This is a genomic window from Shewanella sp. MTB7 (assembly GCF_027571385.1).
Taxonomy (GTDB): Bacteria; Pseudomonadota; Gammaproteobacteria; order Enterobacterales; family Shewanellaceae; genus Shewanella.
Genome location: NZ_CP085636.1, coordinates 197586 through 210878, shown reverse-complemented (window position 1 = coordinate 210878; position 13293 = coordinate 197586). Strand labels below are relative to the sequence as shown.

The 13293-nt window shown below is 44.2% G+C and carries 9 protein-coding genes; all 9 read left to right on the top strand.

Annotated features, from left to right (window positions below; all coding sequences use genetic code 11):
• Nucleotides 1-9: 9 nt before the first annotated feature.
• Nucleotides 10-1338 carry a putative aminohydrolase SsnA gene (gene ssnA / locus HWQ47_RS00965; RefSeq protein WP_269969345.1) on the top strand — a complete coding sequence of 443 codons (1329 nt, stop codon included), beginning with the start codon at nt 10-12 and terminating at the stop codon, nt 1336-1338.
• A gap of 639 nt (nt 1339-1977) precedes the next feature.
• Nucleotides 1978-3213, top strand: a complete 1236-nt coding sequence (locus tag HWQ47_RS00960; protein ID WP_269969344.1) for a RidA family protein — start codon at nt 1978-1980, stop codon at nt 3211-3213.
• Between the two features lie 759 nt (nt 3214-3972).
• A complete protein-coding gene (locus HWQ47_RS00955; protein WP_269969343.1) occupies nt 3973-6168 on the top strand; it encodes a xanthine dehydrogenase family protein molybdopterin-binding subunit in 2196 nt (731 codons plus the stop codon).
• Entirely contained in the window at nt 6158-6640 is a 483-nt protein-coding gene (locus HWQ47_RS00950; protein WP_269969342.1) for a (2Fe-2S)-binding protein, read from the top strand. Before HWQ47_RS00955 ends, HWQ47_RS00950 begins: the two co-directional genes overlap by 11 nt.
• Entirely contained in the window at nt 6634-7485 is an 852-nt protein-coding gene (locus tag HWQ47_RS00945) for an FAD binding domain-containing protein (RefSeq protein ID WP_269969341.1), read from the top strand. Before HWQ47_RS00950 ends, HWQ47_RS00945 begins: the two co-directional genes overlap by 7 nt.
• A 303-nt stretch (nt 7486-7788) precedes the next feature.
• Nucleotides 7789-8721, top strand: a complete 933-nt coding sequence (gene pyrB / locus HWQ47_RS00940) for an aspartate carbamoyltransferase (protein ID WP_269969340.1) — start codon at nt 7789-7791, stop codon at nt 8719-8721.
• On the top strand, nt 8721-9179 hold the full coding sequence (gene pyrI, locus HWQ47_RS00935; RefSeq protein ID WP_269969339.1) for an aspartate carbamoyltransferase regulatory subunit: 459 nt from the start codon (nt 8721-8723) through the stop codon (nt 9177-9179). Before pyrB ends, pyrI begins: the two co-directional genes overlap by 1 nt.
• A gap of 403 nt (nt 9180-9582) precedes the next feature.
• The gene (gene ygfM / locus HWQ47_RS00930; RefSeq protein WP_269969338.1) at nt 9583-10377 is read left to right on the top strand and encodes a molybdopterin-dependent oxidoreductase FAD-binding subunit; all 795 of its coding nucleotides are present in this window, start codon (nt 9583-9585) and stop codon (nt 10375-10377) included.
• 2 nt (nt 10378-10379) lie between these two features.
• Complete coding sequence (locus HWQ47_RS00925) at nt 10380-13250, top strand: molybdopterin-dependent oxidoreductase Mo/Fe-S-binding subunit (RefSeq protein ID WP_269969337.1); 2871 nt, start codon at nt 10380-10382, stop codon at nt 13248-13250.
• The last annotated feature ends 43 nt before the right edge of the window (nt 13251-13293 follow it).

Here is a 13293-nt window from a genome sequence, read left to right as displayed (position 1 = left end):
AATAATATTATGATGTTATTGAAAAATGCGACGGCCGTTCAGTTTGAACCTTGCTTCGTTAAAGAGGGTGTAGATATCTTGATTGAGGGCAGTACTATCAAGGCGGTAGGCCCCAATCTGCAAGCTCAGTACCCGGCAGCTCAGATCATCGATATGAAAGGCAAGTTAGTGATGCCTGGCGTAGTCTGCTCCCATAACCATTTTTATTCGGGCTTATCAAGAGGAGTAATGGCCGATATTAAGCCAAGTCCAGATTTTATCTCCATCTTGAAGAACTTGTGGTGGCGTTTAGATAAAGTGCTTGATGAAGAAGCGATCTATTACAGTGGCCTTATCTGCTCCCTTGAAGCGATCAAAAGTGGCTGCTCCAGTGTCATCGATCATCATGCTTCACCGAGCTATATCGCCGGCTCTCTTAAGACCTTACGCAGCGGCTTTATAAAGGCGGGATTACGCGGCATGACCTGTTATGAAACCACAGATAGAAATGGCGGAATTAAGGAGATGAGTGCCGGAGTTGAGGAGAATATCGCCTTTGCTCAGCTGATCGATGCAGCTAAATTAAAGGGCGATGAGCCCTATCTTGTCGAAGCCCATATTGGTGCTCATGCACCTTTTACTGTGACAAATGATGGTTTGTCTATGCTTGCCGAGGCAGTTAAAGCGACAGGTCGTGGCCTGCATATCCATGTGGCAGAAGACAAATATGATGTAACTCACAGTCATCATCATTACGATCAAGATATCGTCGCACGCTTGGACAGATATGGCTTGATCAACAACAAAACCTTACTGGCTCACGGCTTATTCCTGTCCGATAGAGATATTGACATCTTAAACGCTAGAGGCGGCTTCCTGGCCCATAATGCTCGCTCAAATATGAATAACCACGTTGGCTATAACGAGAAATTAAGCAAGTTTAATAATGTGGTGTTAGGCACTGATGGTATCGGTGCCGACATGTTTGAGGAGCTTAAATTTGCCTTCTTTAAACATAGAGATAGTGGCGGCCCATTATGGCCAGATAGCTTCTTGCGTCACCTGTGGAATGGCAACCAGATATTAGCCAACAACTTTGGTGCCCAATTTGGTCGACTCGAAGCGGGTTATAAGGCCGATTTGACTATATTGGATTACACAAGTCCAACGCCATTGGTAGCAGATAATTTCCCTGGTCATATCGCCTTTGGTATCAATGCCGGCAATGTAAACTCGGTGATGGTTGAAGGACGGTTCGTGTATCAAGACCGCACCTTCCCATTCGATGTAGCCCCAATTTATGCCGAAGCTCGCAAAGTCGCTCAACGTATCTGGACCAATATGGATAAACTAGAATAGCTAGGGTTAATAGGGTGTATCGAGGACATCAAGCCCTCGATCTAAGCCCATTCGCTGTAGCACCTATATACGCCGAAGCTCGCAAAGTCGCTCAACGCATCTGGACCAATATGGATAAACTAGAGTAGCTAGGGTTAATAGGGTGTATCGAGGGCATCAAGCCCTCGATCTAAGCCCATTCACTGTAGCACCTATATACGCCGAAGCTCGCAAAGTCGCTCAACGTATCTGGACCAATATGGATAAACTAGAATAGCTAGGGTTAATAGGGTGTATCGAGGGCATCAAGTCCTCGATCTAAGCCCATTCGATGTAGCACCTATATACGCAGGTCGCAAAGTGGCTCAACTCATCAGGACTAATATGGACGAGCTTGAATAGTTTAAATTAGGTGAGTTTAAGAGGGCATCAAGCCCTTAACTCAAGCCCATTCGATGTAGCACCTATATACGCTGAAGCAAGAAAAAAGCGTTGGACTCATTTATATCCGTAACCGGTTTATTAATATAAATGACCAACGTTTTTTATATTTAATGAGTAAACATGCCGCCATAGCCTTAGGAATTAGCCGCAAAATATTTCAAATATCTTAAACATATTCCTTCACGGTTAATGACATCTAAAACAAAGGAAATATATATGACCAACAAGATTATAAAAGTATCAAGAAACACCGTAAATGCACCAAAAAGTTCAGTCTCAACCCAAACAGTAGCGTTTTCTCATTATAATAATATTTCAGCTCAACTGCCTGTAGACCCTAAAACTGGTGAGATTGTTGTTGGTGGTGTAAAAGACCAAGCGAGGCAGTGTTTATTAAATATTAAAAGCATTATAGAAAGTATCGACCACGTTATGGGCGATGTAGTTAAAATTAATGTCTTCGTTAAAAACATCTCCGATATTACTGCTATAGACGAGGTTTATGCTACATTCTTCCACGATGCTCTTCCTACACGCACGACAATGGCTGTGGCAGCTTTACCGATGAATGATGCGTTAGTACAAATGGATGCACTAATTTCAAACGGTGAAGGCACTGCGCCACAAGCGCCTTGTAAACTCATAAAAGTGTCAAGGAACACGGAAAATGCTCCCCAAGGTCTATACTCACAAACGGTGGCTTTTTCTCATTACAATAACCTTTCATCGCAATTGCCTATCGATCCAAAATCAGGAGTGCTGGTCACTGGTGGGATAGCGGAGCAAGCAAAGCAGTGCTTAACCAATATTAACGCCATTTTAGAAAGCATCGATCACGTCATGGATGATGTCGTTAAAACAACGATATTCCTGAAGAATATCTCAGATATTGAAGCCGTAAACCAGGTTTGCGCAACATTCTTCTCAAGCTATATTCCTGCTAGAACAATCGTTAACGTTGCAGCTTTACCTATGGATGCTTTGGTACAGATAGATACCGTTGTAGCACACGGGGATGGTACTCCACCCCAACTTCCAGAAGACACACGTTTACTCGTCATAGAAGCCAGCAATACAGACAATGCGCCTAAATTGCCCTACTCACACACGGTCGCTTTCTCCCATTACAATCATATTTCAGGGCAGTTACCTGTAGATCCAAAGACCGGAAAAATAGTAGCTGGTGGTATCAGTGAGCAAGCTAGACAATGCCTAGAAAATATCAAGGCAATTATTGAAAGTGTTGACCACGTTATGGATGATGTCGTTAAAGTAAATATTCAAGTTAAAAATATCGCGGATATTAATGCTATTAACGATGTTTACAGCACATTCTTCAACAGCGAACTTCCTGCAAGAACAAGCTTTGGCGTTGCTGCGATACCTATGAATGCTTTGGTACAGATTGATGCCGTTGTGTCTAACTGTGAAGGCACACCGCCACCAGCATAATCGGTATTACTACATCAGATATCGATTAATAAAATCTAGGCTATCATATGGAATTATCTCAATATGATAGCTTTTTTATTATTTTGATACCTATTATCATCTTTTATCCTCAGCGTCCTTCATTTCAATCATTAGCGTTTAGTTATTTACCACCGACATATATCATTTATCGACTAAAATAGATAAAACACCTACAAACTTTACGTTTTTCACCTCGATAAATATGACTCACATCATAAAAGATTTTTTTTAATAGGCTTAATCTTATTTTGGCTTAATAGTTGCTTTCATGTGACGGAGAGGCAATTCATTTGCAGTACCTAATATACCAATCAGTATAAAGATTTGCTCGCTCAGCGAGAGTTTAGCGGTTCTGAGGCAAGGCAACGAGTGAAGAGCATAGTTATTCTACGGTTAAGCTCGTTAACACAGTATCAGAACCGCTAAAACTCGCCTGTTTAAGGAGTGTTTTTGGCTGCCTACTTCTGCGTTGAATGAATTCATAAGGGAACAACCATTATGTCATCCATCCGCCTTGAATTAGGTTGCCAAAAAACACTCTGAGTAGATCAACTTCTTATACTGAATTGGTATTAAAGCCACATTTATAGTGGCTCAGCGCATTTGGAATAACATGACGAGTCAACTCTAATATTCCAAACCATGAAAATACGTTGCACTCATTTTATTTAATATAAAAACAGCAGCGTTTATTAACTTTTTTGCTTTTCGTTAAGAGAAGTGAGAGTGTGAGGCATTATGGATAGGGGCAATATTCCATTTAAATGGCAAGAAGCGACGGGACGAGCTCAATTTATTAGCGATCGCCATTTCGATAACCTGTTAGAAGCGCGGCTGTTTCGCTCAACATGTGCAAGAGCCAAAATTATTGATATTAAATTACCCAAGCTCCCCGCTGGGTATTTTATCTTTGGTGCAAAAGATATACCCGGGAAAAACGAGTTACTGATGGTGCAATCAGACTGGCCCGTATTCGCCGACAGTGAAGTTCGTTACTTCGGTGAAATCATTTTGTTGCTGGTAGGGCCTGAGCTTAAGGTACTTGATAGTTTAGCTAAGTTAATCCGCATAGAATATCAACGGCTAACCCCAGCGTTTACCCCTCAAGAATCCCAACGACTTATTCAGGGTGCCATTCATAATAAAAACGCGATTGATGAACAGAAGAATGTGTTCGACAGCCATAAGCTGAACAAAGGCGATATTGAAGCGGGATTTGCTCAGGCAGAGCACATATTTGAAGAAGCGATAAGTACTGGATATCAAGAACATGTATATCTAGAAACTCAAGGCATTGTTGGCTATCCCAAAAATGGGAAAATCGTTATCGAAGGCTCGATGCAATGCCCTTGGTATGTGCACCACTGCATATCTGCAGTGCTGGGAAGCGAAGATGTACGCGTGATACAAGCCCCCACAGGCGGAGCATTTGGCGGTAAAGAAGATTACCCGGATGTGCTGGCTGGTGCGCTTTGCGTTGCTGTGCAAAGATTAAAACAGCCGATAAGACTCGTGCTTTCGCGCAGTGAGGATATGGCTTTTACACCTAAACGTCATCCTATTAACTTTCACTATCGAACCGGTGTCGATAGCCAGGGCAAAATCGTGGCTATGGACGTCAAGATAGATATCAATGCTGGTGCTTACCTTAGCCTCTCAGGGATCGTATTACAGCGGGCCATTACTTCCTGTACTAATGTCTACGACATTGCCAATGTGGCAGTGGAGGCGACGGCTTGGGCGACCAATACCGTCCCTTGCGGCGCCTTTAGAGGATTTGGCTCACCACAGACTTGTTTTGGTATCGAAACTCACCTTAATCATATTGCGAATAAATTAGGCCTAGATGCCGCTGAATTTAAGCGTGCCCATCTGCTCACCACTCAATCTAAAACACTCACTGGCGCCGATATCTTTGGTGACTTAGTGCTGGAGAAGATGTATGCCGAGATTTGTAAGACCAGTGATTATCACGCCAAAGTACAAGCCTACCGCCAGCAAGTAAGAACTGCTGACAAGTTATCTGGTATAGGAATGGCCCTGTTTCAACATGGCTGTGGCTTTGCTGGCGATCTTGAAGCCACCTTAGTTAAGGCCGTTGTGCGTCTAGTGAAAGATGCCAATGATAAGATTGAGATCCAAGTATCTAATACCGATATAGGCCAAGGCTTAAGCCTGACATTTTGTCAGATAGTGGCGGATGCACTCCAGTGTCATTTGAGCTCAGTCCGACTCGGTGTTGCCGACACTGAGCACGTACCAGACTCGGGTCCAACGGTGGCTTCTCGCTCCATTGTGATTGTGGGTTACCTATTAGAAAGAGCAGCAAAAAAATTGGCTGATATTTGGCTAACTGGCACAGCACAGAATGTCGAGGAAAGATACAGTAAACCTGATTACCATCAATGGGATCAGCAGACATTTAAAGGCAATGCTTATCAGACGACCAGTTATGGCATCAATGTGGTCGAACTTGAAGTGGACAGCGCCACAGGCGTCAGTGAGATAACAGGCCTATGGGCGATTTATGATGTGGGACATGTCATCGATGAGGCTGTATTCAAGGGTCAGATAGACGGTGGCTTTGTACAGGCATTGGGTTACGGAGGTCTTGAGGTGATGACCCTCGATAACGAGGGTCGATTCCAACAAACTAATATGGCTGATTACGTTATTCCTACCGCCTTAGATGTACCAGAAATCCACAGTTCAGTGGTAGATAACCCCTATCAATATGGCCCTCAAGGAGCCAAAGGTGGCGGCGAGTTAACCCATAATGGTGGCGCAGCAGCTTACTGCGCAGCAATTGAGTGCGCCATTAATCATCCCATCAATGCTATTCCAGTGACTCCAGAAGTAGTGTGCTCGATACTTTATGGCAAGGGAGATGATTTAGCGTCAATGACTCAAGAGGAGCAAGGCAATGAAGATTAGTTTTAAACTCAATAGCCAATTGATCAGCGTCGATGTCGACCCACTGCAATCTTTACTTGTCACCTTAAGGGATGAATTACACATGCAGGCGGCGAAACAGGGCTGCGGCGAAGGTGAGTGTGGCAGCTGTTCTGTCATTATGAATAATGTAATGGTCAATACCTGTTTGATGCCCACGATTCAGGCCAAGGGAGCCGCATTGGTCACCCTTGAAGGATTAAGGGATACCGCTAAGGGACAGTGCGTTATCAATGCACTGCTCGAGGCCAAAGGCGTGCAATGCGGATTTTGCACACCCTCTATGGTACTGGCGCTTTATCATCTGCTCGACAATCGCACTTATGCGGATATAACGCCGACGGATAAGCAAATTCGTCAGGCTTTAGCAGGCAATCTTTGTCGTTGTACCGGTTACGGGATGATTGTTGAAGCGGCCAAGATTGCTGCGAAGAAGTGGGAGGAGATATGGTAAAGATCTATCGTCCAACTCAATTAACGCAGGCGTTGAGCTATAAAGCGCGACACGACGCCACACTCTTTGCTGGCGGTACCGATATCATGGTGCGCGGTCTGGAAAACCGAATTGATAGTGATGCTCCGGTACTGTTTCTCGATGATATTGCAGGCCTTAAAACGATTAAACTGATGAATTTAGGCGTCGAGTCCAAAGTAATAATCGGAGCTGGGGTGACCTTGCAGGAGTTGATAGCCCATGAATCAGTTCCCTTTATGGTCAAAGACGCCGCAAAACGTATTGGTGCCCCTGCGCTTCGAAATCGGGCAACCTTGATTGGTAATGTGTGTAACGCCTCTCCAGCAGCTGACATGCTACCTGTGCTCTACTTGCTTAACGCTCATGTAGATCTTGCCAGTGAGCAAGGTAGCAGACAGTTACCCATAGAGGCGTTTATTTTAGGACCGGGTAAAACAGCGCTGAATGCCGATGAAATTGTGATCAGTGTTAGTCTGACATTGCCATGGTTCGATGATTATTTTTATCATAAAGTAGGTACTCGCGCCGCTAATGCTCTGACCAAGCTGTCAATATTGGCTGCCGTAAGAGTAGAGTCAGGTATTATTATGGATTGGCGACTGACATTTGGCGCTGTAGGGCCAACAGTGGTAAGAAGTGTTGAGTTTGAAAATAGCCTCATTGGGCGCAAAGCCACGACATTAACAACTGACAAAATACGTAATGAAATACTCGACCACTATAACAATCAAATTTCGCCTATTGACGACCGGCGTTCCAGTGCCGAATATCGCAGGTGCGCGGCAATGAATTTATTACGTCGTTGGATATACCAATTCCATTAATATAGGTGATCAGTTCAGAGCCACTCAGGTTTTTCAATTCAAGGCGCATTGATGAAAAAATGGTTACTCCCTTTTAAGTCAATGCAAAGCAGAAGTGGCATACCTGAATGACCACATTATTAACGGAGTTGGTATTAGCATTACTTAACGAGTATTAATACCAATCAGAGCAGAGCAAGTCTTTACACTGGTTGGTAAAAGATCAGATATACATCTCGAACTAGCAGGATATATCTATACTCATTGGTGGTAAACGAGTACAATTTCACTCCGATTTCACTATCGGAAAAGGACGCTGCAAGAATGAGTAACCCTCTATTTAACAAAGATATTATATCAATCACCGACTTGTCTCGCGCTGAGCTAGAATTGATAGTCTCTACCGCAAATGAACTGAAACAACACCCTCGCCCAGATTTATTGAAGAATAAAGTCATCGCCAGCTGTTTTTTTGAAGCCTCGACCCGAACTCGTCTGTCTTTCGAAACAGCAGTACAAAGATTGGGTGGTAGCATTATTGGCTTCCCTGACGGTGGCAATACCTCTTTGGGCAAAAAAGGTGAAACCTTGGCTGATTCGGTGCAAGTGATCTCTTCTTATAGTGATGCATTTTTTATGCGTCATAATCAAGAAGGCGCTGCGCGTCTTGCTAGTGAATTTTCATCGGTTCCTGTTATTAATGGTGGCGATGGCTCGAATCAACACCCGACTCAGACCCTGCTCGACCTATTTAGTATCTATGAGACTCAAGGGACCTTAGATAAGCTACAGGTGGCGTTTGTCGGCGACCTAAAATATGGCCGTACCGTTCATTCACTGACCCAAGCCTTATCTCTGTTTGATTGTGAATTCCACTTTGTTGCGCCTCCAGCACTATCTATGCCTGAGTACATTATCGATGAACTTAGGGAGAAAGGCTGTACATTCACTCAGTATGACAGCTTAGATGGCGTACTCACGGATCTGGATATTCTGTATATGACTCGAGTGCAGAAAGAGCGCTTCGATGAAACTGAATACCAACATATGAAATCAAGTTTTATCTTAACAGCTCAGATGCTTGAAGGCGTAAAGGATAACCTTAAGGTATTACATCCCTTACCTAGAGTTGATGAGATCACCACCGATGTAGATAGCACTCCTTATGCTTACTATTTCCAACAAGCTAAAAATGGCGTTTATGCACGTCAGGCCTTGCTTGCCTTGGTATTGACCAACGAATTTGGAGATCAGTAATGAAAAAGCATTTAAAAGTTGAAGCTATTGAACAAGGTACTGTTATCGATCATATTGCGCCTGGTCAAGGTATCAAAATTTTAAAATTCTTTGAACTTTCAAAGGGACATCAGCGTATAACCATAGGGTTGAATCTACCTACGTATGCAGGTGAACATAAAGACTTAATCAAGATTGAAAACACGGTTTTCGATCAAAATCAGGCCAACCAATTGGCCCTATTTGCGCCTCAGGCGACCATCAATGTGATTGAAAAATTTGAGGTGGTTAAGAAGTTTAAGGTCGCCATACCCAAGCAGATCGCTGGCGTTCTAAGCTGCCCTAATAGCAACTGTATCAGTCACAATGAGCCTGTAGATAGCCGCTTTAATATCAAACAAGAATCAGATGTAGTGAAACTTAAGTGCCATTATTGCGAAAAGTCATTTATCTCAGGCGTTTTCAAGGAACTACACTAACTCTATCTACTTCTCTGTTTGAATAGTGGGTGTTGCACAAACTGGCTTATAACGAGCAGATTATTAGCGAGTCCCCTTCTAAAGGCTATCAGTCTCAATATGATAGCCTTTTCTTATTTTGATACTGAAAACCCCCTCTTAGCCCCACCTTCGCTTTTATATCAATCATCTATTACGTGGATAATTTACCAACATATAACACTTGTTGCCTCAACTAACTCATACCACTACAAGTTCATATTTTGCGCATCGCTAAATTTGACCCGGGTCATAAAAAATAGGCATTAATGAACTTAATCATGATTTTGGCTTAATAGTTGCTCTTATCTGTTTATTTGCAGCACCTCTTTAAGCTGCATTTTATTGATGGTTTCAAAATAAGAAACTCTGAGAAGGAAGTATCATGATTGAGCAATTTTTACAGCCTGACAATACCGATCAGGCATTGGATTTGATGCAGCAATATAGTGCCAGTGCAACCTGGTTTGCTGGAGGCTCGAAACTCAATGCAAAGCCAGCCTTAACTGAGAAAACGATAGCGATATCTTTAGATCATCTATCACTCGACAAGATTGAGCTACAAGGCCAAGCTCTATATATAGGCACAATGTGCCGAGTTCAAACGCTCATTGATAGCGAATTAACGCCTTATGCGCTTAAGCAGGCAGCAAAGTTTATCTATTCAAAACATCTACGTAATCAAGCCACACTCGGTGGCGAGATTGCCGCTTACCAAGACGAATCTTTATTATTACCCACACTGATGGCATTAAAGGCCCACGTTATTACCGCCGATGCCGGCGATATTTCAATCGAAGAATATCTGCAACAAGATAGCCGTAACTTGATTGTGCAAGTGGTTATTCCAGATGTAAACCTTGTTTGTCTGGCTTTCAATATGACGCGCTCAGCAGCAGGTTTATCGATAATTAATGCCGCGGTGTCACTATCGCAAACAGGCGAAACGATTATAGCCATAGATGGCGTGTCTCCCCGCAGATCTGGTTATAGCATCCCCGTCAGACTGACCGATATCGAAGCCCAACATTTAGATGAAGAGGCACTAGAAAAATCCGTCGCTCAAGCTGTATTCCCAGAAGCTGATATTCGCGGCAGTATCGAATATAAACAGTATATTGCCGGCATCTTAGTGACGGATCTGTTTATCGAGTGCCAACGCTTAGTAAAGGAGGTTTAATTATGAGTATTAACCTAACAATAAACGACCATAAAACGGTGTTGACTTGTCGTGTTGGTGAGAATGTTCAGACCTTGCTACATAAGCTCGGTTACCACTCGGTGCGCAACAGTGATGATGGCTTTGGTTTTAGTGGATCGGATACGATTTTAGTTAATGGTCAGTTGATGAACGCCTCCTTGCTTATAGCGGCTCAACTTGAAGATAGCCAAGTTTATACCGCTGAATCATTAGGGAAGTGGAATAAACTTAATCATGTGCAACAGGCAATGGTTGATGTGGGCGTGGTGCAATCAGGTTATAACGATCCCGCCATGGCGCTGATACTAACTGAGCTGCTTAAACATAATCCTAACCCAAATCGCGCTGAGATTGATGATGCGTTAACGGGAATATTTAGTCGAGATGCGGGTTATCAACAGTATTATCAAGTCATTGAACTCGCTGTCGCGCGACTAACAGATCCAGATCTACAATCCAGTTATGCCCCAGAATTTAGGGATGACTTGACCTTTATTGGTAAGAACACTCCTAAAACTGATGCTGCCATAATGGTGCAAGCTAAACCTTGCTATGTGGAGGATAGAATTCCTGACTCAGCTTGTGTCATTAAGATGTTACGTAGCCCTCACGCCCATGCTTGGATCACCCATCTCGATGTCAGTAAGGCCGAAGCTTTAGACGGGGTAGTGACCGTTATTACCCATAAGAACTGCCCCGATATTGCCTATACCCCTGGAGGACAGAGCGCTCCTGAGCCTTCACCTTTAGATCGACGCATGTTCTGCAAAAAATTGCGTCATGTAGGGGATCGCGTCGCCGCGGTGGTCGCTGAGTCGGTAGAGATAGCTGAGCAGGCGCTTAAACTTATTGAGGTCGAGTATCAGGTGCTTAAGCCAGTGTTAAGCATAGATGAGGCTCGCGCTGCAGATGCTCCTATCATACACAACGGTCCGATTGAGTATCTTGTGGGGGCACCGGATGATCTTGAGGCGCAAAACGCTAATGCCGATATTAATGAAGGCAAGATCATCGTCAACTTCCCCATCGGCTGTTTTCCTAGAAAAAATATTGCTGCCAGCGTACGCGGTCATATTGGCGACCTAGATAAAGGTTTTGCCGAGGCAGATCATATTATCGAGCGCACTTATGAGTCTAAGCAAGTGCAGCAACTGCCGACGGAAACTCATATCTGTTATAGCTATATGGATGGTGACCGCTTAGTCATGCATGACTCAACTCAGGTGCCTTGGCATGTGCGTCGTCAGGTAGCAAAAATCATCGGCGTAAAACAGAATAAAGTCCACATCATTAAGGAGCGCGTAGGGGGTGGATTTGGCTCTAAGCAAGATGTGTTATTGCAAGATGTCTGTGGTTGGGCGACCTGGATAACCGGCCGTGGCGTCTATTTTCACTATACTCGTGAAGAGGAATTTATCGCCAACACTAGCCGTCACGTAGCTAAAATCAAAGTAAAAATCGGCGCTAAAAAAGATGGCACACTCACCGCCATCGATATGGATTTTCTCGCCAATACTGGCCCCTATGGTAATCATGCCTTGACGGTTCCTTGTAATGGTCCAGCACTTTCACTGCCACTATATCCTTGTGAAAACGTCGATTTTCGCGTGACGACCTATTACTCCAACATCTGTCCAACAGGGGCATATCAAGGTTATGGCGCCCCTAAAGGGAACTTCGCGCTAACAATGGTGATGGCAGAGATGGCAGAGGAATTGGGTATCGATCATCTGGATATGGTTGAGAAAAACCGCGTACGTGAAGGCCAAGAGCTTAAAATTCTTGGGGCTATCGGTGAGGGCAAGATGCCCACCTCTATTCCAAAAGCGATGAGTTGTGCCCTTGAGCCCATTCTTAAACAGGGCCGTGCGCTGATTAATTGGGATAGTGACAAGCCAACCGATGGTGACTGGCGAGTAGGACGAGGCGTGGCCATCATTCAACAAAAATCAGGGATCCCCGATATCGATCAGGCTAACTGCGCCATCAAGATGGCATCAGATGGTACCTTTATCGTCCACTCTGGTGGCGCCGATATCGGCACAGGACTCGATACTGTACTACTGAAACTCACCGCTGAGGTACTTTGTTGTCCATTAGATGACATTACTGTTCACTCGGGTGATACCGATCATGCTCCATTTGATAAGGGCGCCTACGCTTCATCGGGTACCTGTTTCTCTGGTAATGCCGCTAAAATCGCTGCCGAAAACATGCGCACGAAGATCTTAACCTGTGGCGCCGAGATGTTGTCCGAACCTGTTGAAGATGTCGCTATTGTAGCGCCTGGCTTGGTGAAAGGTAAAAAAGGTAAAGTGAGCTATTTTGATATCGCCCACCGCGCCGAAAGTGGCACAGGCTGGGGACAGTTGCTTGCTAGTGGTTGCTTCATCACCCCACTCTTTGCCTTCCCTTATGGCGCAAACTTTACTGAAGTGGCCGTCAATGTACGCACCGGAGAGATCAAGCTAGAGAAGTTCTATGCTCTGCTCGATTGCGGCACACCAATCAATCCGGATCTGGCTTTAGGACAGATCTACGGCGCCAGTCTGCGAGCCATCGGTCACAGTTTAACTGAAGAGCTCATCTATGATGCTAGCGGCAATCCATTGACTCGAGATCTTAAGAGCTATGGTGCACCTATGATAGGTGATATCCCGACAGACTTTAGGGCTGTTTTGGTTCCAAGTGACGATAAGGTCGGTCCTTATGGTGCGAAATCTATCTCTGAAATTGGTGTCAATGGCGCTGCCCCAGCAATTGCGACAGCCATCCATGATGCTTGTGGTGTCTGGATAAGAGATTGGCCTTTCACATCTGAAAAGGTATTAGCTGGACTCAATAAACTGTAACTCTTGTTTTAATCGTTAGTGTTAAAAAGCTGGACGAATTCGA

Bases quoted from the DNA above. Each gene is read 5' to 3' on its own strand.
- HWQ47_RS00960 (WP_269969344.1), top strand. From the start codon at position 1,978: ATGACCAACAAGATTATAAAAGTATCAAGAAACACCGTAAATGCACCA.
- HWQ47_RS00925 (WP_269969337.1), top strand. From the start codon at position 10,380: ATGAGTATTAACCTAACAATAAACGACCATAAAACGGTGTTGACTTGT.
- HWQ47_RS00945 (WP_269969341.1), top strand. From the start codon at position 6,634: ATGGTAAAGATCTATCGTCCAACTCAATTAACGCAGGCGTTGAGCTAT.
- ygfM (WP_269969338.1), top strand. From the start codon at position 9,583: ATGATTGAGCAATTTTTACAGCCTGACAATACCGATCAGGCATTGGAT.
- ssnA (WP_269969345.1), top strand. From the start codon at position 10: ATGATGTTATTGAAAAATGCGACGGCCGTTCAGTTTGAACCTTGCTTC.
- HWQ47_RS00950 (WP_269969342.1), top strand. From the start codon at position 6,158: ATGAAGATTAGTTTTAAACTCAATAGCCAATTGATCAGCGTCGATGTC.
- pyrI (WP_269969339.1), top strand. From the start codon at position 8,721: ATGAAAAAGCATTTAAAAGTTGAAGCTATTGAACAAGGTACTGTTATC.
- pyrB (WP_269969340.1), top strand. From the start codon at position 7,789: ATGAGTAACCCTCTATTTAACAAAGATATTATATCAATCACCGACTTG.
- HWQ47_RS00955 (WP_269969343.1), top strand. From the start codon at position 3,973: ATGGATAGGGGCAATATTCCATTTAAATGGCAAGAAGCGACGGGACGA.